The organism is Pseudomonas sp. 24 E 13 (assembly GCF_900004715.1).
GTDB lineage: Bacteria > Pseudomonadota > Gammaproteobacteria > Pseudomonadales > Pseudomonadaceae > Aquipseudomonas > Aquipseudomonas orientalis_A.
The window spans coordinates 3,025-23,652 of record NZ_CVTO01000143.1 but is presented as its reverse complement, the minus strand read 5'-3'; the positions used below and the strand labels follow the sequence as shown (position 1 = coordinate 23,652).

Annotated in this window: 21 protein-coding genes; 6 read left to right on the top strand and 15 right to left on the bottom strand. The window is 61.0% G+C overall.

Annotated features, from left to right (window positions below):
• Window positions 1-393: 393 nt before the first annotated feature.
• The 8 genes from BFP90_RS19200 to BFP90_RS19165 all read right to left on the bottom strand — a co-directional run bounded on the left by BFP90_RS19200 (window position 394) and on the right by BFP90_RS19165 (window position 6,511).
• A complete protein-coding gene (locus BFP90_RS19200; protein ID WP_065893491.1) occupies window positions 394-2,319 on the bottom strand; it encodes a response regulator in 1,926 nt (641 codons plus the stop codon).
• Window positions 2,309-3,172 carry a sensor histidine kinase gene (locus BFP90_RS19195; RefSeq protein ID WP_065897718.1) on the bottom strand — a complete coding sequence of 288 codons (864 nt, stop codon included), beginning with the start codon at window positions 3,170-3,172 and terminating at the stop codon, window positions 2,309-2,311. The genes BFP90_RS19200 and BFP90_RS19195 overlap by 11 nt, the downstream gene beginning before the upstream one ends.
• Entirely contained in the window at window positions 3,165-4,172 is a 1,008-nt protein-coding gene (locus BFP90_RS19190) for an ATP-binding protein (RefSeq protein ID WP_083203279.1), read from the bottom strand. Before BFP90_RS19190 ends, BFP90_RS19195 begins: the two co-directional genes overlap by 8 nt.
• Window positions 4,163-4,567, bottom strand: a complete 405-nt coding sequence (locus tag BFP90_RS19185) for an anti-sigma regulatory factor (RefSeq protein ID WP_065886285.1) — start codon at window positions 4,565-4,567, stop codon at window positions 4,163-4,165. Before BFP90_RS19185 ends, BFP90_RS19190 begins: the two co-directional genes overlap by 10 nt.
• Window positions 4,564-4,926 (bottom strand): STAS domain-containing protein, encoded by a 363-nt coding sequence (locus tag BFP90_RS19180; RefSeq protein ID WP_017254285.1) that lies wholly within the window; start codon window positions 4,924-4,926, stop codon window positions 4,564-4,566. The genes BFP90_RS19185 and BFP90_RS19180 overlap by 4 nt, the downstream gene beginning before the upstream one ends.
• A gap of 2 nt (window positions 4,927-4,928) precedes the next feature.
• Window positions 4,929-5,780: an STAS domain-containing protein gene (locus BFP90_RS19175; RefSeq protein WP_065897717.1), complete on the bottom strand. Its 852-nt coding sequence runs from the start codon at window positions 5,778-5,780 to the stop codon at window positions 4,929-4,931.
• 150 nt (window positions 5,781-5,930) lie between these two features.
• A complete protein-coding gene (locus tag BFP90_RS19170) occupies window positions 5,931-6,233 on the bottom strand; it encodes a type II toxin-antitoxin system RelE/ParE family toxin (RefSeq protein ID WP_065897716.1) in 303 nt (100 codons plus the stop codon).
• Window positions 6,230-6,511: a type II toxin-antitoxin system ParD family antitoxin gene (locus tag BFP90_RS19165; protein ID WP_065897751.1), complete on the bottom strand. Its 282-nt coding sequence runs from the start codon at window positions 6,509-6,511 to the stop codon at window positions 6,230-6,232. The genes BFP90_RS19170 and BFP90_RS19165 overlap by 4 nt, the downstream gene beginning before the upstream one ends.
• Before the next feature lie 333 nt (window positions 6,512-6,844).
• Between BFP90_RS19165 and BFP90_RS19160 the strand changes: the two genes are divergently transcribed.
• Window positions 6,845-7,747 carry a LysR family transcriptional regulator gene (locus BFP90_RS19160; RefSeq protein WP_065886461.1) on the top strand — a complete coding sequence of 301 codons (903 nt, stop codon included), beginning with the start codon at window positions 6,845-6,847 and terminating at the stop codon, window positions 7,745-7,747.
• On the opposite strand, the gene BFP90_RS19155 is transcribed toward BFP90_RS19160, so the two are convergent.
• Together BFP90_RS19155 and BFP90_RS19150 are read right to left on the bottom strand one after the other, a co-directional pair.
• Window positions 7,739-8,497, bottom strand: a complete 759-nt coding sequence (locus tag BFP90_RS19155) for a substrate-binding domain-containing protein (protein ID WP_065886287.1) — start codon at window positions 8,495-8,497, stop codon at window positions 7,739-7,741. The two genes, BFP90_RS19160 and BFP90_RS19155, sit on opposite strands and share 9 nt — an antisense overlap.
• Window positions 8,494-9,801, bottom strand: coding sequence for an MFS transporter (locus tag BFP90_RS19150; protein ID WP_065893492.1), 1,308 nt, complete (start codon window positions 9,799-9,801; stop codon window positions 8,494-8,496). Before BFP90_RS19150 ends, BFP90_RS19155 begins: the two co-directional genes overlap by 4 nt.
• 256 nt (window positions 9,802-10,057) lie before the next feature.
• Here BFP90_RS19150 and BFP90_RS19145 point away from each other — a divergent pair, with 256 nt between their 5' ends.
• Complete coding sequence (locus BFP90_RS19145) at window positions 10,058-10,981, top strand: LysR substrate-binding domain-containing protein (RefSeq protein WP_065893493.1); 924 nt, start codon at window positions 10,058-10,060, stop codon at window positions 10,979-10,981.
• 68 nt (window positions 10,982-11,049) lie between these two features.
• Here the strand turns inward: BFP90_RS19145 and BFP90_RS19140 are convergent, their stop codons facing one another.
• From BFP90_RS19140 to BFP90_RS19125, 4 genes are all read right to left on the bottom strand, one after another.
• Window positions 11,050-12,006, bottom strand: a complete 957-nt coding sequence (locus tag BFP90_RS19140; protein ID WP_065886290.1) for a LysR family transcriptional regulator — start codon at window positions 12,004-12,006, stop codon at window positions 11,050-11,052.
• 137 nt (window positions 12,007-12,143) lie between these two features.
• Window positions 12,144-13,331: a cyanate transporter gene (locus tag BFP90_RS19135; RefSeq protein ID WP_065897715.1), complete on the bottom strand. Its 1,188-nt coding sequence runs from the start codon at window positions 13,329-13,331 to the stop codon at window positions 12,144-12,146.
• 284 nt (window positions 13,332-13,615) lie between these two features.
• Entirely contained in the window at window positions 13,616-14,230 is a 615-nt protein-coding gene (locus tag BFP90_RS19130; RefSeq protein ID WP_065897714.1) for an NAD(P)-dependent oxidoreductase, read from the bottom strand.
• Window positions 14,231-14,265: 35 nt separating this feature from the next.
• Window positions 14,266-15,132 carry an MBL fold metallo-hydrolase gene (locus tag BFP90_RS19125; RefSeq protein ID WP_065897713.1) on the bottom strand — a complete coding sequence of 289 codons (867 nt, stop codon included), beginning with the start codon at window positions 15,130-15,132 and terminating at the stop codon, window positions 14,266-14,268.
• Between the two features lie 106 nt (window positions 15,133-15,238).
• Between BFP90_RS19125 and BFP90_RS19120 the strand changes: the two genes are divergently transcribed.
• Entirely contained in the window at window positions 15,239-16,144 is a 906-nt protein-coding gene (locus BFP90_RS19120; RefSeq protein ID WP_065897712.1) for a LysR family transcriptional regulator, read from the top strand.
• 100 nt (window positions 16,145-16,244) lie between these two features.
• Entirely contained in the window at window positions 16,245-16,424 is a 180-nt protein-coding gene (locus BFP90_RS19115; RefSeq protein ID WP_065897711.1) for a hypothetical protein, read from the top strand.
• A 178-nt stretch (window positions 16,425-16,602) separates the two neighbouring features.
• Here the strand turns inward: BFP90_RS19115 and BFP90_RS19110 are convergent, their stop codons facing one another.
• Window positions 16,603-17,469 carry a helix-turn-helix domain-containing protein gene (locus tag BFP90_RS19110; RefSeq protein WP_065897710.1) on the bottom strand — a complete coding sequence of 289 codons (867 nt, stop codon included), beginning with the start codon at window positions 17,467-17,469 and terminating at the stop codon, window positions 16,603-16,605.
• A gap of 180 nt (window positions 17,470-17,649) precedes the next feature.
• Here BFP90_RS19110 and pobA point away from each other — a divergent pair, with 180 nt between their 5' ends.
• Both pobA and BFP90_RS19100 read left to right on the top strand, forming a co-directional pair.
• Window positions 17,650-18,843, top strand: coding sequence for a 4-hydroxybenzoate 3-monooxygenase (gene pobA / locus BFP90_RS19105; protein WP_065893499.1), 1,194 nt, complete (start codon window positions 17,650-17,652; stop codon window positions 18,841-18,843).
• Window positions 18,844-18,909: 66 nt separating this feature from the next.
• Complete coding sequence (locus BFP90_RS19100) at window positions 18,910-20,412, top strand: MDR family MFS transporter (RefSeq protein ID WP_065897709.1); 1,503 nt, start codon at window positions 18,910-18,912, stop codon at window positions 20,410-20,412.
• Window positions 20,413-20,628: the final 216 nt, after the last annotated feature.

Genomic DNA, 20,628 nt, shown 5'->3' with positions numbered 1-20,628 from the left:
GGGCTCATTACAGTTGATCACAAAGGGGTCGAAGATTTTCTGGCCATCGCGTGCGGCTTGCCGAACATCGAGAAACGTCAGGTCTTCGCTGACGACCTTTTTTGCGCGGCTTATCGACTTTCTTGATGGTGGCCATCGGAGCCTCCGAAGGGAATGTGTTCATGGCGTCCAACTCAAGTGAATAGTGATACCTGATCAAGCTGCAGCTTGGTCGGAGTACGCGCAGAACTGTATGTGTTAGGCATCATACCTTCAAGCTTCTTATAGAAGGGCGCGTCTGTTAACCGCGTCAGACAATTCCTCAAATGCTCGGTCGCGCCTGCTTATCGGAAACTCAAGGGTGCCGACCGCAACATCGTCAACATTCGCCACTTGTCTGCCCATTCAACGGCGCTAAGGCTTTGCTTCCAGGCCCTGGCGAATCCTCTCGAGCAGTTCATCGATATGGAACGGCTTGGTGATCAGGTCCATGCGTTCACCCAGGAAGTTTTGCCGATTCGCTGCATTCTCGGCGTAGCCCGTCATGAACAGGATCGGCAAATCGTTGCGCAGGCCACGGGCGAAGTCCGCCAGTTCGCGGCCGGTCATGTAGGGCAGGCCGACATCGGTGAGCAGCAGATTGATCGTCAGGTCAGTCTCCAAGCAGGCAATTGCTTCGTCACCGTCGGCGGCCAGGCTGCAGCGGTAACCGGCGTCTGCCAGTACTTCGGCGACAAAGCTGCGCACCGAAGGCATGTCTTCGACGATGAGTATGTGTTCCCCGTTGCTCTTGCCCGGTTTTGCCAACGTCTTGGTGGTCACCGAGGCAGGACCTTCCGCGGCCGGAAGCATGATCGTCACTTCAGTGCCCTGGCGGGTGACGCTGCGGATCTGCGCATCGCCGCCGGACTGACGGGCGAAACCGTAGATGGTCGACAGGCCCAGGCCGGTGCCCTGGCCCACTGGCTTGGTGGTGAAGAAGGGATCGAACACCTTGTCGATGACGCTGTGCTCGATGCCCACGCCGTTATCGCGTACCGACAGCGCAATGTAGGGACCGTCTTCCAGCTTGAGGTTGCCGTTGGAGTACGCAGGGTAGGTGGTCACCCAGATGTTGCCGCCTTTGGGCAGCGCATCGCGGGCGTTGATTACCAGGTTCAGCACTGCACTTTCCAACTGGATCGGGTCGACCATCGCCACCGCAGCGTTGTTGGTCAGCTCCAGTTTCAAGGTGATGTGTTCGCCGATGGTGCGCACCAGCAACTCTTCCAGGGAGCGGATATGCGCGTTGATATCGATGGGCCGCGTGTCCAACGGCTGCTGGCGGGCGAAGGCGAGCAAGCGGTTGGTCAGGCCGGCGGCGCTCAGGGCTGAACTGAGTGCGGCGTCCGCATAGCCCAGGACCTTATCGGTGCGCTGGCTTTCGATGCGCTTCTTGATCAGCTCCAGGCTGGTGATGATACCGGTGAGCAGGTTGTTGAAATCGTGGGCGATGCCGCCGGTGAGTTTGCCCAGGGCGTCCATTTTCTGGGCCTGGAGCAGCTGCGCCTCAGTGCGTGCCAGGCGGGTCGCCGCGTTGGCGAGTTCGGCCTGTTGATGACGCTCGCGATGGCGGTATTCAGTCACGTCCTCGACAAATACCAGGCTCAGCTCGGCACGGTCATAGGGCGAGATCTGCCATTCGGTTTCGCGCAGTTGGCCGTCGACTTTCATCTGCAACGTGCCTTTCCAGCGTTCGCCGGCCGCCAGGCGCAGGCACAGCTCCTGGATCACTGCATACTGGTCGCCGGCGAAGCACTCAAGCAGGGCATCGGGGTTGAGGTTGTCGTGAATCAACTGGGCGAACGCGTGGTTGCACTCGTGAACCTTCAGTTGCGCATCCAGCACTGCAATCGGCGCGCTGATATTAAAGAAGATTTCTCGAAAGCGTGCCTCGCTTTGCCTTAACGCGTATTCGGTGTCGCGCACGCGCAAAAGGGTGCGCAGCGTCGCCAGCAGGACCTCGGGGTCGACCGGGTGGATCAGGTAGGCGTCAGCCCCGGCGTTGAGGCCGGTGATGATATCGCCGGTCTCGATTGACGCCGCCGACACGTGCACCACCGGCAGCAAGGCGGTGTTCGGGTCGGTACGCAAACGGCGCACGATGTCGAAGCCACTCATGTCCGGCAGGTTGACGTCGAGGATCAGCGCATCAATTTTTCCCGTGGCGATCAGGTCCAGCCCCTCCTGGCCCGTGCCGGCTTCGAGCACCAGGTAGTGATGGCGCTCGAGGCGTCGGCGCAGGGCGTAGCGCGTGGCGGCATTGTCGTCGACGATCAGCAGCTGGATGTCACGTTTCATCGACGTTCTCGCTGGCAATGGAGAGAGGGATAACTACAAAGAACAGCGAGCCTACGCCGGGTGTGCTTTCAACACCGACCCTGCCGCCCAGCAACTGGGCAAAACGCTTGCACAGTGACAGGCCCAGGCCGGTGCCGCGCAGACGTTTCTGCAGCGGCGAGTCGATCTGGGAAAAGTCTTCGAACAGGTTGTTGTGCAACTCGGCGGGTATGCCCAGGCCGGTGTCCTGCACCGCAAAACGGATCTCGTGTTCGCTCTCCATGCTCGCCGAGACCCGCACTTCGCCCTGCAGGGTGAATTTCAGGGCGTTGGAAATGAAATTGCGCAGTATTTGCGCGAGTTTTTTGTCATCGGTATAGAGCTTGGGCAGGCCGGAAGGCTTCTCGAAGATCAGGTCGACCGATGATGCGTCCACGATGGGGCGAAACATTCCGCGCAGCGCCGAAAACATGTCGAACATATCGAACCAGGCCGGAGAAATAGTGATGCGCCCGGCCTCGATCTTGGCCAGGTCGAGCAAGTCGTCGACCATCTCGCGCAATTCGCGCGCCGAGCTGGCGATAAACCCGACCTGGGTGTGTTGCTCCGGGCTCAACGGGCCGTCCAGTTCGTCGGCAAGCAGGCTGGTGATACTCAGGATCGAGCCCAGGGGCGTGCGGAACTCATGGCTCATGTACGACAGGAAACGGCTCTTGAGGTCTGACGCCTCACGCAGTTGGTCGGCTTGCATGTCCAGTTCGGCATACAGTGCCAGCACGCCCTGGTTGGTTTCATCCAGTTCCGCGCGCAGGGCATCCGCTTCCTGGCGCAGGCGTTGGATTTCAGCGGCGAGCGAGGCGGTGGTTTCAGCCATCGATGGCCTCCAGGGCAATCACGAAGACAGTAACGTCGTCCCGGCCGCGGCAGAAGTCACGGTGCAGGATGGCGGCAATCAGGGCGGGGTGGCGGTAGACGAGCCCCGGATAGTCCGAAAGATTCCAGCGTGATTGCAGGCCGTCGCTGTACAGGATCAGCAACTGATCGGCCACCTGAGCATAGTCGAAGGGTTGGGCCTTGCGAAACTGCACGCCGATGATACCCGGGTGGGAGGCCAGCCCGCGCGGCTTGCCAGGCCCGATCAGGCTGCCGCCGATATTGCCGATGCCGGTAAACCTGAGCGTCTCGGCCACGGCATCGTACTGGGCCACCGCCATTGCGGCGCCACGGGTGCCGTTCATGCCGATGTGCATATCGCTCATCAATACCGTCGAATCCATGAAGGCATTCTGTGCAAACACCTCCTCTCCCGCGCGGGCTGCCTGCTCGGCGTATTCGCCATGGCCAAGCCCGTCGGCCATCATTACGCTGAACCGCCCAGGCTCGATTGCCAGGTGCCAGGCATCACCGCAGTGAGGGTCGTTATGCAGCGAGTGCTGGCTGACGCCATAGCGAATATCCCGGGTCGTTGCGGCACGCGGCGTCAGCCTGGCCAGTATCGCTGCGCCACGCTGATCGGCATGGGCATCGAACACCTGCGCCAGGCGCGATATTGCCCCCAGTCCGATGCCCTGGGTGCCCCCGGTGGAAAAACCGTCCACCAGCCCGCTGTCGATATCAAAGCCCTGCCCACGGTCGATGGCGATCATTTCGACGCCGCCGTTGCCGGTGGCGCGCAGGTGCAACTCACCGTGCGTGGCATGTTTGAGGATATTGCTGGCAAGCTCGGTGGCGACCAGCGCTACGCGCCCCGCATCGGTCTCATCGAAGCCCAGCGACTCGGATAAGTGCTGGGCCGTGCGCCGGGCGTGGCCGATCTGGCTGGTATCTTCAATCAACAGCACGTGCGTGAGCGCGCTGGGAATATTCAGGCCCATCGGGTGATCGTCACGCGGGTACCCTTGCCAGGCTCGGTGTCCAGTTCAAACTCGTCCACCAGGCGCTTGGCTCCGGTGAGCCCAAGGCCCAGGCCACCGCCGGAGGTCCAGCCGTCGGTCATCGCCAGCTTGAGGTCGGGAATGCCCGGCCCTTCGTCGCGAAACGTGAGGCGTACGCCGGGGCGGTGGTCTTTCTCGAGCACTGCCCAGTCCATGTAGCCACCACCGCCATAGACCACGGTGTTACGCGCCAACTCGCTGACCGCCGTGACCAGTTTGGTCAGGTCGATCAAGCGCATGCCGCAGTCCTGGGCCAGTCTGCGTACCAATTGTCGAGCCAGCACAACGTCCTGTTCTATCAGCACAGGGTGTGTGCCGCTGCTGGCTTGGTTCATGAGTGTTCTACCCGGTCGCGCAACAGCTTCATGCCGCGCTCGACGTTGAGTGCGGTCGCGACGCCGGGCAGGGTCATGCCTAACTCCACCAGGGTAATGGCGACCGCAGGCTGCATGCCGACCAGTACGGTTTGTGCATCCATGATCCGGGACAACCCGGAGATGGTGCCGATCATGCGGCCGATGAAGGAGTCGACCATGTCCAGCGCCGAGATATCGATAAGCACGCCGCGCGCCGAGGTGCGGCTGATACGCTCGGACAGGTCGTCCTGCAAGGTCAGCGCGAGTTGGTCGTGCATGTCCACCTGGATGGTCACGAGCAAAAACTCGCCCATCTGCAAAATAGGGATGCGTTCCATGCTTAAACAGCCTTGGTGATATTGACACCCAGGCGTTTGAGCGCAAGGGCCAATGCATCGGCGAGGTTGGCTTTGGTCACCACACCCTGAAGGTCCAGGCCCAGGTGCACGATGGTCTGGGCGATCTGCGGACGCACGCCGCTGATAATGCAATCGGCACCCATCAAGCGGATGGCGGTAACGGTTTTCAACAGATGCTGGGCTACCAGGGTATCCACGGTTGGCACGCCGGTGATGTCGATAATGGCGATCTCCGCGCCGGTGTCGACGATCCGCTGCAGCAGCGATTCCATCACGACCTGGGTGCGTTGCGAATCCAGGGTGCCGATCATCGGCAGGGCGAGTACGCCATCCCACAGCTTGACCACCGGAGTGGAGAGTTCCAGCAGTTCTTCCTGCTGGCGCTTGATCACCGACTCACGGGACTTCTGGAAGGTGCGGATGGTGTGCATGCCCAGTGCATCGAGCAGCTCGGACATTTCCCAGAGTTGTTCGCCCAGTTGCGCCGGTTGTTCGGCGTACTCACGTTGCAGCAACGCAAACAGGGGGCCCTTGAGGGCGAAAATGAAGCTGGCGGTCTGTTGCGAGTCCTGCCCGGCCAGGGCACGGCTGTGGGACAGCTTTTCCAGGAATACTCGCGTTTGCGCCCAGTTTTCGTGCTTGGTATTTTGCGAGCCGCCCTGGTGCAAGGCGGCGCTCAGCAGTTCGAGGAATTCGCGGGTCTGCTGTTTGACATCGTCACCCTTTACGTTACGCGTGGCACCCGAAGCCTCAAGACTGGTGTTCCATTCGTCAAGGAGAGCGTTACGGTTTTCATGCAGCGCCTGGATTGTATTCGTTTGCAGAGTTGCCACGGGTAACCTCCTTGAGTGCCTTGAATAAGCTGCACGCAATTTATACTAAACCGCAGGATTTAGAAGTATTTCGAGTGCTTTCGTATCGAAGTTGCGCAGGTTTCGCCTATTCCGAACGCATTGGACCCGTGGACTTCAACCCTGCCGAAGCTAAAGCAACCCTGCATAGCGTTGCCCTCCATAAAACACGCCGAGGATCGACACTGTTTTGTTCGCGGTGTTTACCGTAAAGGCAATGACGGTGCTGTGTCGGTAATGCGTGATGCGCAAGTCAGCCAGCAGGTCGTCGCGGCGCGTACCACGCAAGGGAAACAGAGAAAAGCTTTCGCAGTGGCTGATGAGCCTGTCGACAAAGCGTGCAGCCACTGCAGCAGAGGCTGCATCGCTGATGAAGTCTTCAAGAGCATCGAGATGAGCCAGGGCTTGCGGTGCGAAAACCACCGAGTAGCTCACGGTTTACCTGGGTTTTTTCGCTGGCGTCTAGCCGCCATGTGTTGGCGAACCTGCTCGGTGGACAAGGCCCGCTCAGGCTCTGCCTCAAGGGCAGCAGCCGCAGGCACCACCTCGTCGCGCAGCCAGTCTTCCATGGCACGGTCGCGCGCCAGCAAGGCCCGCAGGCCGTCGCGAATCACTTCACTTTCGGTGGCATATTCGCCGGAGGCGACTTTAGCTTTGACCAAGGTGGCCATTTCAATTGGCAGTGTAATGCTCATTTGCTGGGTCGAGCGCATCTGGAGGTCCGCCGAGGTTGAGTAGGATTCAATCCTACTGAACCATTGGCGCGATGCAAGGAGCAGCAGATCAATGCTGATGTCCGGCGACTCGTCGTCTGCCCAAAAGTGATAGGTTTGCATGAGGTGTTACCGCTCCCGTTGTGTAGGTCAGGCAGCAAGTATTGACCCGTTTCGGCAAGTGCGTGGCGGCAGGCAGTCGATAACCTGCTGATATGTATAACTTCATATGTGTAACTGGAATATGTCCGCAGACCCGACCCGGTCCGCATGGCGTCCTACCCGCTCCCATACGATAATGCCCGCCACATCGTCTATCCTGGCTTGCCTTCCGTGATCATCAACTTCGACCTCAATGACCTCCAAGCCTTCCGCGCCGTGGTAGACAAGGGCAGTTTCCGGGGCGCCGCCGAGGCCATCCGAATCTCGCAACCCGCGCTCAGCCGGCGCATCGAAAAGCTCGAGTCGGCCCTGGATGTAAAGCTGTTCGAACGCACCACGCGGCGGGTCAGCCTGACCATGGTTGGCCGTGCATTCCTGCCTCAGGTCGAACGCATGCTCGACGACCTGGACATCGCCTTGATGGGCATCAGTAACGTCGCGTCCACGCGCATGGGCAATGTCACCATCGCTTGTGTGCCGTCCACCGCGTATTACTTCATGCCCCACGTCATCTCCGAATTCCACAAGCTGTATCCGAAGATTCGCCTGCGGGTGCTGGATGCCAGTGCCGGTGAAGTGTGCAATGCGGTGGAAAGTGGCGAGGCGGATTTTGGCGTGAGTTTCAGCGGCAGCCTGGCCGATGAAGTGGAGTTCGAGCTGTTGCTGCAGGAGCGCTATGTGCTGGCCTGTCGTCGTGACCATCCGTTGGCCGCGCGTGAAAGCGTGACCTGGACCGAAGCCTACGAGCATGACTACATCACCGTGGACAAAACCTCGGGCAACCGCTTCCTGCTGGACCAGGCCCTGCGCGGTGTGCGGGTGAAAAAGCCGAGTATCTGCGAGACCCACCACGTGACCACGATGATCGGGCTGGTGGAGGCGGGGCTGGGGGTGGCGATGGTGCCGTCGATTGCGATGCCGGCGTGTGAGCACCCGATTCTGGTGAGTGTGCCGCTGGTGGAACCGCAGGTGATGCGCAATGTGGGCTTGATCAAGCGCCGCGGGCGGACATTGCCGCCGGCGGCGCTGGAGTTGGAGCGGTTGGTGCGGGAGATGCCGTTTCGGTCAGCGTGACACCGAGTCCAGGCCGGTGGATCGCACCACCGGTTGTGCCTCGGGTGATGCCATGAACTGCAGCAATGCCTTGGCCTCTTCCGGGTGTTCGGCGTTGACCGGGATACCCGCCGCAAAACGCGTAACGGACTGCACGTCTTCCGGGATCTTGCCGACAAATGTCACGCCCTTGACCGGCAACAATTCCGCCACCTGCTGCAAGCCGACTTCGTAGTCACCCTTGGCCACCTGTTCGCCCACCGGTACGCGTTCGATCATGGTGCCCTTCGCCGGCATGCCGAGCTTCTTGAACAGTTCCTTCTCGACATACACGCCGCTGGCGCTGTCCGAATAGGCAACGGATTTGGCCTTGCTCAGCACGGCCTTGAGCTCGGCGTCAGTATTGATCGCAGGTTTTGCCGCGCCTTCCTTCACCACCAACCCGATCCGTGAGTCGGCCAGTTCCACGCGGGAGGCGGGGTCGACCTTGCCTTGTTTGATCAGCTCATCCAGGGCGTAGCCGACCATGATGACCACATCTGCGTGTTCGCCACGGGCCAGGCGGTTGGGAATCGCTTCCGGCGCCTTGCCCATGGACGGTCCCAGGACCGTGTCCAGGGTGTCACCGCTTTGCTTGGCGTATTGCGGACCGAGCAGTTTATAGGCGGCCGTGAAGCCGCCGGAGGTCATCACTTTGAGTTCTTCAGCCTGGGCTGACAGCGCCAGAGCGGCGAGGACCAGGGCTGTGAGGGTGTTGAACAGCGGCTTCATTGCGCAGCCCCCTGCATGACCTGGCCACGGGTGTTGGCGCGGCGATACAGCGCCAGGGTGGAACACAGGGCGCACAGTGCAGCGAACATCATCCAGTAGGCGGGCGAAGCCTTGTCTGCGGTGATGTGGATGAACCAGGTCGAGATGGCGGGAGTGAAGCCGCCGAAGACGGCGGTTGCCAGGCTGTAGGCCAGGGAGAACCCTGCCACGCGCACTTCCACCGGCATGATTTCAGTCAGCGCGGGGATCATTGCGCCGTTGTACAGGCCGTAGAGGAAGGAGAACCACAGCAGGGTTTCCAGCATGTGTGCAAAGCTTGGTGCGTTGACCACGTAGGACAGCGCTGGATAAGCCGTGAGAACGGTCAGCACAGTCATGGCGAGCAGTACCGGCTTGCGGCCAAAACGGTCGCTCAGGATGCCGCCGATCGGTAGCCAGAAGAAGTTCGACACCGCCACCAGCAACGTCACCAGCAGCGCGTCGGAGGTGCTCAATTGCAGCACGGTCTTGCCGAAGGTCGGTGCGTACACGGTAATCAGGTAGAACGCGGTGGTGGTCATGGCCACCATCAGCATGCCGCCAATCACCACGGTCCAGTTTTTCACCAGGGTGGCCATCACTTCACGCATGGTCGGGCGGTGCTTGCGCTTGGCGAACTCTTCGGTTTCCTGCAGGTTACGCCGCAGCACGAAGATAAACGGAATGATCACGCAACCGACGGCGAACGGAATGCGCCAGCCCCAGTCTGCAACCACCGCCGGCTCCATCCACACGTTCAAGCCATAGCCCAGCGCGGCGGCAACCACGATGGAGATCTGCTGGCTGCCCGACTGCCAGCTGGTGTAGAAACCCTTGCGGCCCGGGGTGGCCATCTCGGAAAGGTACACCGACACACCACCCAGCTCCGCACCGGCCGAAAAGCCTTGCAGCAGACGACCCAGCAGCACCAGCAACGGTGCCCACAGGCCAATGGTGTGATAACCGGGCACCAGCACGATCAACAATGTGCCGCTGGCCATGATCGACAGCGTCACGATCAAGCCTTTGCGGCGGCCCACGTCATCGATATAGGCACCCAGAATGATCGCGCCCAAGGGCCGCATCAGGAAACCTGCGCCGAACACGGCAAAGGTCATCATTAATGATGCGAATTCATTGGCGGCAGGGAAGAAGGCGGCAGCGATGTAGGTGGCATAGAACCCGAACAGGAAAAAATCGAACTGTTCGAGGAAGTTGCCCGAAGTAACGCGCAGTACGGCGCCTACTTTCGAAGGGGCAGCCGCAGGCCGGGAAGGGCTAGTCATGGTTTTGTGTCTCCAGCGTTCTTTTTAAAGTGCTTGTTTCGCTTAAGACTTGGGATAGTGGCTGACACATTTAGAAATGATAAGTGACAAATTTGGATAGATTGATGCGCGCGGGCTATCAATGCAAAGGATCGTCTGGAGGGTTGGTCCTGTTCTGCGATACGCCCCCCCATAGAAACCGATGCATCGACCGACATAGACGCCGCCCCGTTGCCTTTCTAAACTGCGGCTTGTCGTGGGGAAGGGGCAGGCGCCGATGAATCGCAATGAATTACGCAAGGCCGATATCAACCTGATGGTGGTCTTCGAAGCGCTGATGCTCGAGCGCAACGTGACGCGGGTGGCGGAGAAGCTGTTTCTCGGCCAGCCGACCATCAGTTCGGCCCTGAACCGTCTGCGTACCTTGTTCAATGACCCGTTGTTCATTCGCGTCGGCCACCGCATGGAGCCCACCGCGCGGGCCGAGCAAATCATCCAGCACCTGTCGCCGGCCCTGGACTCGCTGTCGTCGGCCTTGAGCCTGACCCACGATTTCGACCCGTCCATCAGCACCATGACCTTTCGTATCGGCTTGTCCGATGACGTTGAGTTCGGCCTGTTGCCGCCGTTGCTGCGAGCGCTGCGCCAGGAAGCGCCGCAGGTGGTGTTCGTGGTGCAGCATGTGGATTACTGGCGCATTCCCGACCTGCTGGCCTCCGGCGATATCACTGTCGGCATCACCCAGACCCGCGGCCTGCCGGCGAATGCCAAGCGCAAGCTGCTGCGGCATATCCGCCCGTGCCTGTTGCGCGCCGATGCGTCCGACACACCGCTGACCCTCGATGAATATTGCGCACGGCCCCATGTGCTGGTGTCCCACACCGCCAACGTGGCCGGGTTTGCCGACGAGTGGCTGGCCGAAATCGGTCGCAAGCGGCACGTGGTGCTGTCGGTGCCGCAATACAGTTCGCTGCCGGCATTGCTTGCCGGCACTGACATGATCGCCAGCCTGCCGGACTACGCGGCCCAGGCCATGGCCGCCGGCGGGAACCTGTTCTGCGAGGCGTTTCCGTTTGAAACGCCGACCCTGGACTTGTCGATGGTCTGGCTCAGCCACGTCGACACCGACCCGGCGGAACGCTGGATGCGCTCACGGCTGGAAGCGTTCATGAGTGATCGTGGGCTTGCGCTCCCGGTGTAACGTGCAGGAAAGAAGCAGCGGCAAGCTGCAAGCGCCAAGTCAAGGCGACCGCACCCCTTGCCGCTTTTTCAGCTCGCCGCTTTCAGCTTGCCGCTTGCCGCTTCATCCTCACACACCTTGACCACCTGCTCGCGAAACCAGGTATTGGCGCTGTCCTGTTCGCTGGCCTGGTTCCATTGCATGTCCAGGGTGAAGCCCGGCAAACCCTGCGGGGCTTCGCAACACCCGTACGCCGAGGTCGGCGCCAGCAGCTTTTGCACGCGGCGTGGCAGGGTCACGATAAAGTCGGTGCCGCTGATCATCTTCAACGCCGCGCTGTAGCTGTTGGCCCGCGCGATCACCTGGCGTTTGTGCGCCTGGCGCGCCAGCCAGCCGTCGATCATGTTGGTGGCGGAGGTCCACGGCGTGGGAAACACATGGCGCCGCTCGACGAAGGCTTGCAGGCTGAACGTCGCTTCCCGCGGCGCCGAGCGTTTGTCGAAGACGCACACCAGGTCGTCTTCGAGCAGCATTTGGCGCTTGAAGTCTTTATGGACGCGGTGAAAGTTCGGGCCGAAGCCGATCACCAGGTCCAGGCGGCCTTCGCGCAAATCGTCGGCGGGAATGTCGGCTTCCAGCTTTTGCACATTGACGATCACCGGCAGGTCGGCACGGTCGAAGTTTTTCAGCAGGCGCGGCAGGATCAGGTGTTCGAAGTATTCCGGGGCGCACACATTGAAAGTCACGGCCTCGCGGGTCGGGTCGAAGGCCTGGCCTCCGGCGTGGCACAGGTTGATGCTTTCGAGGATTTTCTGTACGTGGCCGTACATCGTGGTGGCCTTGTACGTCGGACGCATGCCCGCTCGCGTGTTGATAAACAACTCGTCTTCGAAACTGGTGCGCAGTTTCTTCAGGCTGTAGCTGACGGTGGACTGACTGACGAACAGCGTTTCAGACACGTCGGTAACGCTGCTCTGGTCGTAGACAGCGATAAACACCATCAAGTCCTGCATATCGAGCTTTCTGAGCAAGTTGCTGTTTAGCATCGGTTTCGTCCGTAAACCCTTTGTACCGAATTCAGTACAAGACTGAGCAAAATGTTAACGGAACGCTCGTACCAATAGAAAGCTCTGTAGGATTCTTCTATGTTTTGGGTGAGACAAATACTGTTTACAACACGACCTCAGTGGATATGTCGCGCGTAATGCGCCGGATTGAAGCGCATGACCATCAGCAGCATCACCGCCACGACAGCCGCCAATGACCACCAGGCCCCCTCGAAGCTGCCCAACTGGTCGCGGATCATTCCGGCGATCAGCGGCGACAGGCCCGCGATCAGGTAGCCGATACCCTGCACGAACGCGGTCAGGCCACCGGCGCGGCGCGGGTTATCGAGATGGTCCAGGGACAGGATCAGGCTCATGGGAAACAAGCCGCCGATACCCAGGCCGAGCAGGCACGGCCACAGCAAAGTCAGGTGCCGGGGGCTGAGGATCAGGCCCGCGAAGCCGATCAGGATCAGCACCAGCAATACCGCCACCACGCCGCGCTTGTCCCGGCGGCGATTGGCGATGGCGGGCGTTACCAGGCCGGAGACCACTTCCATGGCGGTGAGCAAACCCAGCAGCAAACCGGCATGCTGCTCACGCAAGCCCTGCTCGACGTAATACGGCGCCAGCCACGCCAGCACGCAGGTGTAGCACGCCGTGCCGAAGCCGAAGAACAGGGCGAGCAACCAGGCCCGGCGATTGCCGAAAAACGATGCCTGCGGGCCGCTGTCGACCTGAGGCAAGGCGGGTAACGCCGAGCGCTGGGCGTACCAGAACACCAGGGCCGGCAGCGCCAGCCCGGCCCACATCGCCAGGCCGATGCGCCAACTGCCGGTGTGCACTTGCACAAACGGCGCAAACGACGCGGCCAGTGCGGCGCCGCCCATGATCGCGGTGACATACAGGCCCATGAACACTGAAACGTTGTCGCCCGGGCGCGACTTGATCAGCGCCGGCATCAACGCCTGGATCAGCGCAATCCCGACGCCTGCCGCCATGGCACTGACAATCAGCTCGAACGCCGAATCCAGCCACAACCGCGACAGGGTGGCTGCGCCAATCACCAGCAGCGACACCACGATACTGCGGTATTCGCCAAAGCGCCGGGCCAGGCCCATGCCAAAGAACATCGCCAGGCCCATGCTCATCACGGGCAACATGGTCAGCAATGCGGCGCTGCTGAAATTGAGCGGCACATCAGCGCGGATCGACGACAGCAAGGGCCCCACGGCCGCCATCGACGGGCGCAGGTTAAGGGCGACCAGCACCACACTGATCATCAGCCACACGGCGGTGGTGGGTTTTGCCTGAACGTTTTGCATGGGCCTGCCTTGGATGAACAAGGGCGAATCAGGCCACGGGCGGGGGAGGCTGGGCAAATGAGAAAGTCATTAGCCCTATTGAAAAATTGCAGGCGCCGGATACGCCACCGTTCAAATGTAGGAGGGGGCTTGCCTTAAGGCTTTCTGTAGGAGCGAGCTTGCTCGCGAAAAACGTCAACGATAACGCGTACTTTCTGAATGAACGCGGTGCCTGTGAGTTTTTCGCGAGCAAGCTCGCTCCTACAGACGGCGGTGTACGCTCCCACATTGCAGACCCGGTTGTATCAGTAGCCCACCGTGAAGCGCTGACGCGAGTGCTTCGGCGTTTCCACTTCATCGATCATGGCGATGGCGAAGTCGGCGAAACTGATCGAGCTTTGACCGTCGTCGCTCACCAGCAAATGATCCTGGCCCAGACGGAATTGACCGGTGCGCTCGGTGCCATCGAACAGGGCCGACGGCGACAGGAAGGTCCAATCCAGTTCCTGCTCTTGACGCAGCATGTCTAGAAACGCTGCTCCCGCACTGGCTTCAGCTTTGTATTCCGCCGGGAAGCCCGGGCTGTCGATCACGCGGCTGCCGTCCGGCAACAGCAACGAACCGGCGCCACCCACCACCAACAGGCGTTTGACTCCGGCCTTCTTGACCGGACCGAGCACGGCGCTGGCGGGCAAGGTGGCAAAGTGTGCGGCACTGATCACCACGTCGCTGCCGCTCACGGCCTGTTGCAGGGCATCGGCCTCCAGGGCATCCACTTGTTTGACCGTGACACCTGGGCGTGCGGCCAGTTTGTCGGTATTGCGTGCGATGGCGGTGACGGTATGCCCACGGCGCAGCGCTTCTTCCAGCAGTTGGCTACCGGCACGGCCGGTGGCACCAATGATTGCGATCTTGCTCATGACGTTCTCCAGTAAAGGTCAGGGTTTAAAACCAGTCACCACTTCATTTCGCCCTTGGCGACTTTGGCGCTCAATTCCAGCGAGCTCTCGTCGGCGAGGTTGGGGTAACGCTTTTTCATGCCCGCGATCAGGGCGGCGGAATCCTTGGCCTGGGCGGTTTCGGTGTCGAAGGCCTTGATGTAGTCGGCGGTGAACGCGACCGAAGCGGGCGATGGAGTGCCCAGGTAGTGGCCCGGAATCACGGTGGTCGGCTTCAAGTCTTCAATGCGTTGCAGGGTGGCCAGCCAATCCTTGTGGGACTGTGCAGTCTGGGTATCGGCCATCCAGACGTGGATGTTTTGCGCGACCACCACGCCACCAATCACGGCCTTGATCGACGGAATCCACACAAAACTGCGGTCCGGCTGCGGGCCGTCCAGGCCGATGACGTCCAGTTGCTGCCCTTCCAGCGTCAGGCTGTGGCCCTTGAGCACTTGCGGTATGAGGGTCCTGGCCGGTTTGTCGGCGCCCATTTTCGGGCCCCAGAACGCCAGCTTGCCGGCGACGGTGGCGTTGATATGGTCGACCACCGGTTGTGGCGCCAGCACCTTCGCGTCGGGAAAGGCGGCGGTCAGGGTGTCGAGGCCGAAGTAGTAGTCCGGGTCGCCGTGGCTGATGTAGATGGTGGTCAGGTGCTTGCCGCTGGCGCGGATTTTCTGCACCAGTTGCTCGGCCTGGCCCTTGCCGAATTGCGCGTCCACCAGGATCGCGTCCCGGGCGCCGCTGACCAGTACCGAGCTGACCGGGAAGATGGCGGCTTCGCCCGGGTTGTACACCTCAAGTTTCAAGTCTGCCGCCATGGCATGAGCAGTGAAAGCCAGGGCGGCAGTCGCTAGGGTCAAGCGTTTGAACGTCGAGAACATCGGGGCAGCTCCTGCCTTCGGTAAGGGGTGAACAGAGCTTAGTTGCATAAAACACCACAAAAAATGCGATGCTGGAACATAGTTTGTTTCTGAAATCGGGCAAATCATGGATCGTCTTCAAGCAATGCGCGTGTTTGTCACCGTGGTGGACCTGGGCAGCCAATCCGCCGCCGCCGACCACCTGGACCTGTCGCGTCCAGTGGTCTCGCGTTACCTGGCCGAGCTGGAGGATTGGGTTGGCGCACGCCTGCTGCACCGCACCACGCGCAAGCTCAGCCTCACCGCTGCCGGCAGTGAAACCCTGCCGCGTTGCCGGCAATTGCTGGAACTCTGTGGTGATATGCAGGCCGCCGTCAGCGAGCCCGATGATGCCCCGCGTGGGCTGTTGCGCCTGAGTGTCAGCACCTCGTTCGGCCAGGCGCAGTTGGGCGCTGCGATTGCCGAGTACGTCAGACGCTACCCGCTGGTGACAGTCGACCTGCAAATGCTCGACCGCACGGTGAACCTGGTGGACGAGCGCATCGACCTGGCGATCCGCACCAGTAACGACCTGGACCCGAACCTGATCGCCCGACGCCTGACCGTATGCCGCTCGGTGGTGTGCGCCACGCCAGCCTATTTGCGCGAGCATGCGGCACCGCAGAAAGTCGAAGACCTGGCCCGGCACAACTGCCTGACCCACTCCTACTTCGGCAAGAGCCTGTGGCATTTCGAAGAGCGCGGCGAGCATGTGTCGGTGGCGGTGCACGGCAATATCACCGCCAACGAGGCCGGCACGTTATTGCGCATCACCCTGGCCGGCGCCGGGGTGGCGATGCTTCCCAGCTATGAGGCCGGTGAGCTGATTCGCAGCGGCAAACTGGTGCGCCTGCTGCCGGATGCGCAGCCACGGCAGATGAATATCTACGCGGTATACGCCTCGCGCAAACACATGCCCTTGGCGTTGCGCAGCCTGTTGGATTTCCTGGTGCAGCGGTTTCCCGAAGAGCCTGAGTGGGATGTCGGTCTCTGAAGCGGCATAAGCGCGCTGAATGGCCTGCAATCATGGCAACTTGCCCTAACTGACCTATGCTCTAAACAGCACCTTGTAGATCCGTGCAGAGGTCTGTGCCATGAGCATTAAAACCAGAAAGTACCTGACGATTTTCAGCCTGTGCGCCTTGGCTACTGCGCTGTATGGCACAGCCGCCTATCGCGTAGAGCAGACGCGAATGCAGCCGTCGGCGTTCGCCATCAGTTGCCACCAAAACCAATGCGTCCCGCACACCGGCAGTTTCAGCGCCCTGCGTTGATTCTCAAAGCACTGCAAATCACTATGGGAGTGGGCGTGCCCCAATGCCAGTCTGTAGGAGCGAGCTTGCTCGCGAAAAACGTCAACGATAACGCGTGCTTCCTGAATGAACGCGGTGCCTGTGAGTTTTTCGCGAGCAAGCTCGCTCCTACAGTATTAGGGCTTGCCCCCTCGCACATTCAGCTCTGCTTCAACTGCTCGCGAAAAGCCTTGGGCGAAAATCCCACCCGGCGGCGAAACAGCCGTGAGAAGTTGGTGGGGTCGGAAAACCCCAGCACCTCGGACATTTCATTGATGGTCATGCTGGTGTAGGTCAGCAAACGCTTGGCTTCCAGCAACTGGCGGTCATGCATGATCTGCAGGGCCGGCTGCCCGCCCAACTCCCGACATGTGCCATTGAGATGGGAGACCGAGATGCCCAGTTTGTGGGCCAGGTCTTCAATCTTGGGGTGCTCGCGGTAATGCTGTTCGACCAGTTGGGTGAAACGTCGGAAATACTCACGGTTGCGCGGTGTCCTGGGGTGGCGGCGCTGGATCGCCTGGCGGCTGACCCACACCAGCAGCACGCTGACCAGGGCGTGCATCATCATGTCCCGTGCCGGTTGTTCGCCGGCGTATTCGTCCTGCAAACGCACGAACAGGCTATTGAGGTAGTCGCTGTCCTTGCCCGCGGGGTAACTGCCGAGGGTGTGCAGGCCATCGATCGTGCTGCCCAGTTGCGCTTGTAAATGGCTGACCAGGGGCGCTGACAGGGTCACCACATAACCTTCGACATCTTCGCAAAAGCGAAAACCGTGCACACACAGCGGCGGCAGCACTTGCAGGCTGGCTTCGTCGAGCGTGGTGCGCTGGCCTTCGATTTCCAGGTGTGCCTGGCCTTTATGCACGTAGAGCAGCTGGCACAGGTCCGCGTGCCGGTGGGGCTGGATCTCCCACTGGTATTCCCGGCTGCGCCGGGAAATGGTTTCACAGTGCAACAAATCGGGCGTCGGCCACTGTTGGCTTTCCCCGTAAAGCTTGAAGACCGGAATCGCGGTGTTGGTCATGTTTTCAATCCGATACTCAGGATAGTGGTGCGGTAATCGCCCCGATTGGCAAAAAGCGCAGGCTTTAAAGCAGTTTTCACCTTCTTATGCTGCTCGCTCAGGTGAAAAATGTCAGCTACACGTCCAATGACAACTCTTTCACTCGTTCGGTTCGGGTGAAGCCAGCAGGCCATAAAAATAATGAAAACGCTGAAAACCCAAGTCGCCATTATTGGCGCCGGTCCCTCCGGATTGCTGCTCGGACAATTGCTGCACAACGCTGGCATTCAGACCCTCGTCCTGGAGCGCCAGACCGCCGACCACGTGCAGGGCCGCATCCGCGCCGGGGTGCTGGAGCCAGGCATGGTCGACCTGCTGCGCGAGGCGGGCGTCAGCCGACGCATGGATACTGAGGGCCTGGTGCATGACGGTTTCGCCCTGGCGCGCGATGGCCGACTCACCCACATCGACCTCAAGACCCTGACCGGTGGCCAGTCGGTGATGATCTACGGCCAGACCGAAGTCACACGCGACCTGATGGCGGCCCGTGCGGCTGTCGGCGCTACGACCTTCTATGAAGCCTCGAACGTACAGCCCCATGACCTCAAAAGTGATCAGCCCTGGCTGACCTTCGAGCATCAGGGCCAGGCCTTTCGCCTGGAGTGTGATTACGTCGCGGGCTGTGACGGCTTTCACGGTGTGGCCCGTCAGTCGATTCCGCCCGAGGCGTTGCAGGTGTTCGAGCGCGTCTACCCCTTCGGCTGGCTGGGCATGCTTGCCGATACGCCGCCGGTGCACCCGGAACTGGTGTACGCCACGCACCCGCGTGGCTTTGCGCTGTGCAGCATGCGTTCGCAGACCCGCAGCCGTTACTACTTGCAGGTTCCGGCACAGGAGCCGTTGGCCGACTGGTCGGACGAGCGCTTCTGGGCCGAGCTCAAAACCCGTCTGCCGGTCGACCTGGCTGAACAACTGGTCACCGGCCCGTCGATTGAAAAAAGCATCGCGCCGCTGCGCAGTTTCGTGGTGGAGCCGATGCAGTACGGGCGCCTGTTCCTGCTCGGCGATGCTGCGCATATCGTGCCGCCTACCGGGGCCAAGGGCTTGAACCTGGCGGCCAGTGATGTGAGCACATTGTTTCGCATCCTGCTCAAGGTGTATGGCGAGGGGCGTGTGGAATTGCTTGAGCGCTACTCCGCCATCTGCCTGCGGCGGGTGTGGAAGGCCGAACGGTTTTCCTGGTGGATGACGTCGATGCTGCATCAGTTTCCCCAGGCGGATGACTTCACCCGACGCATTGCCGAGAGTGAGCTGGACTACTTCATGAATTCCGAGGCCGGGCGCACAACCATCGCGGAAAATTACGTCGGGCTTCCTTACGAGGCTATCGAATAGCCTGCTATCGTATTCAGCATTTGCGCAGGCTGCCGTTGCCTGCGTGCCTTGCTCGAAGGTTGTGCCGTGACCCCTCTCAATCAGTCCGCTCCCGCTGTTCCCGCCGTGCGCAGTATTCTTGCCGCGCTGATGCTGGCGATCTTTCTTGGCGCCTTGGACCAGACCATTGTCGCCGTGTCGATGCCGGCCATTTCCGCGCAGTTCCATGACGTCAACCTGCTGGCCTGGGTGATCTCCGGCTACATGGTGGCGATGACGGTGGCGGTGCCGATCTACGGCAAGCTCGGTGACCTGTATGGGCGACGCCCCATGATGCTGATCGGCATGGGCGTGTTCACTGTCGCCTCGCTGTTCTGCGGCCTGGCGCAGAACATGGAGCAACTGGTGCTGGCGCGGATTATCCAGGGCATCGGTGCCGGCGGCATGATTTCGGTGAGCCAGGCGATCATCGGCGACATCATCGCGCCCCGTGAACGCGGGCGTTACCAGGGCTACTTCAGCAGCATGTACGCGGTGGCCAGCGTCGCCGGGCCAGTGCTGGGCGGCTACATGACCGAGTACCTGTCCTGGCGCTGGGTATTTTTGATCAACCTGCCGTTGGGCGCGCTCGCCTGGTATGTGGCCCATCGCACCCTGGTGGGGTTGCCGGTGCCGCAGCGCAAGCCGGTTATCGATTACCTCGGCACCGTGCTGATGATCATCGGCCTGAGCGCCTTGTTGCTCGGCATCACACAAATCGGCCAGGGTCGTGCGTGGCGTGACGATCAAGTGCTTGGGCTGCTGGTCTGTGCGTTGTTGGCGTTGAGCGTGTTCGTCTGGCATGAACGCCGCGCGCGCGAGCCGTTGTTGCCCATGCACCTGTTCGTCAACCGCAGCGCGGTGTTGTGCTGGTGCACGATTTTCATCACCAGCTTCCAGGCGATTTCCCTGACCGTGCTGATGCCCCTGCGTTACCAGACCGTGACCGGTGCCGGCGCCGACAGCGCGGCCTTGCACCTGCTGCCCCTGGCGATGGGCTTGCCGATGGGCGCTTATTTCGCCGGACGCATGACCTCAGTGACCGGCCGATATAAACCGATGATCCTCAGTGGCGCCGTGTTGAGCCCGCTGGCGATTCTCGGCATGGCCTTCAGCGCGCCCCAGGCCGTCGGGCTGACCTCGCTGTTCATGCTGTTGTGCGGGATCGCGGCGGGCATGCAGTTCCCGACCTCGTTGGTGGGCACGCAGAACTCGGTGGAGCAGCGCGATATTGGTGTGGCGACCAGCACCACCAACCTGTTCCGTTCCCTCGGCGGGGCGGTGGGGGTGGCGTGCATGTCGGCATTGTTGTTGGCGTTGTTGCGCGATGCCAGTTTTGCCCACTTGGCCAGTGGCGCGCTGCTGACCGAGAGCAGCTCCGGTAATGTGCTGCTCGATGGGCTCAATGCTGCGCCGGGTGAGGCACGGGATGCGTTGCGGGGGGAGTTGGCGATGACGTTTCGGCATTTGCTGATGGTGAGTGCGGGGGTGTCGGTGTTGGGGTTGGCGGCGGCTATTGCGATGCCTGATCGGGTGTTGCGGGGGCGTTAGCGCGGCGGCCTTAGAGCCGACCGGTATTCTGTGCCGATCGCGATCCAAATGTGGGAGGGGCGGTGCGACGATTCGACTTGCCCCCGATGGCGGTGTGTCAGTTACGGATGCACTCACTGACTCTTCCTCATCGGGGCATAGGTATTTACACAACTCTGTAGCGCTCAACCGTAACCACGATGCGAAGCGAGTCGCTCTTGATCTTGATCTGCTTTT

What these genes read in the sequence shown, in the direction of transcription:
- BFP90_RS19200 (WP_065893491.1), bottom strand. Translation starts at nt 2,319, where the DNA reads ATGAAACGTGACATCCAGCTGCTGATCGTCGACGACAATGCCGCCACG.
- BFP90_RS19195 (WP_065897718.1), bottom strand. Translation starts at nt 3,172, where the DNA reads ATGGCTGAAACCACCGCCTCGCTCGCCGCTGAAATCCAACGCCTGCGC.
- BFP90_RS19190 (WP_083203279.1), bottom strand. Translation starts at nt 4,172, where the DNA reads ATGGGCCTGAATATTCCCAGCGCGCTCACGCACGTGCTGTTGATTGAA.
- BFP90_RS19185 (WP_065886285.1), bottom strand. Translation starts at nt 4,567, where the DNA reads ATGAACCAAGCCAGCAGCGGCACACACCCTGTGCTGATAGAACAGGAC.
- BFP90_RS19180 (WP_017254285.1), bottom strand. Translation starts at nt 4,926, where the DNA reads ATGGAACGCATCCCTATTTTGCAGATGGGCGAGTTTTTGCTCGTGACC.
- BFP90_RS19165 (WP_065897751.1), bottom strand. Translation starts at nt 6,511, where the DNA reads ATGCGCTCGACCCAGCAAATGAGCATTACACTGCCAATTGAAATGGCC.
- BFP90_RS19155 (WP_065886287.1), bottom strand. Translation starts at nt 8,497, where the DNA reads ATGAAGCCGCTGTTCAACACCCTCACAGCCCTGGTCCTCGCCGCTCTG.
- BFP90_RS19150 (WP_065893492.1), bottom strand. Translation starts at nt 9,801, where the DNA reads ATGACTAGCCCTTCCCGGCCTGCGGCTGCCCCTTCGAAAGTAGGCGCC.
- BFP90_RS19145 (WP_065893493.1), top strand. Translation starts at nt 10,058, where the DNA reads ATGAATCGCAATGAATTACGCAAGGCCGATATCAACCTGATGGTGGTC.
- BFP90_RS19140 (WP_065886290.1), bottom strand. Translation starts at nt 12,006, where the DNA reads ATGCTAAACAGCAACTTGCTCAGAAAGCTCGATATGCAGGACTTGATG.
- BFP90_RS19135 (WP_065897715.1), bottom strand. Translation starts at nt 13,331, where the DNA reads ATGCAAAACGTTCAGGCAAAACCCACCACCGCCGTGTGGCTGATGATC.
- BFP90_RS19130 (WP_065897714.1), bottom strand. Translation starts at nt 14,230, where the DNA reads ATGAGCAAGATCGCAATCATTGGTGCCACCGGCCGTGCCGGTAGCCAA.
- BFP90_RS19125 (WP_065897713.1), bottom strand. Translation starts at nt 15,132, where the DNA reads ATGTTCTCGACGTTCAAACGCTTGACCCTAGCGACTGCCGCCCTGGCT.
- BFP90_RS19120 (WP_065897712.1), top strand. Translation starts at nt 15,239, where the DNA reads ATGGATCGTCTTCAAGCAATGCGCGTGTTTGTCACCGTGGTGGACCTG.
- BFP90_RS19115 (WP_065897711.1), top strand. Translation starts at nt 16,245, where the DNA reads ATGAGCATTAAAACCAGAAAGTACCTGACGATTTTCAGCCTGTGCGCC.
- BFP90_RS19110 (WP_065897710.1), bottom strand. Translation starts at nt 17,469, where the DNA reads ATGACCAACACCGCGATTCCGGTCTTCAAGCTTTACGGGGAAAGCCAA.
- pobA (WP_065893499.1), top strand. Translation starts at nt 17,650, where the DNA reads ATGAAAACGCTGAAAACCCAAGTCGCCATTATTGGCGCCGGTCCCTCC.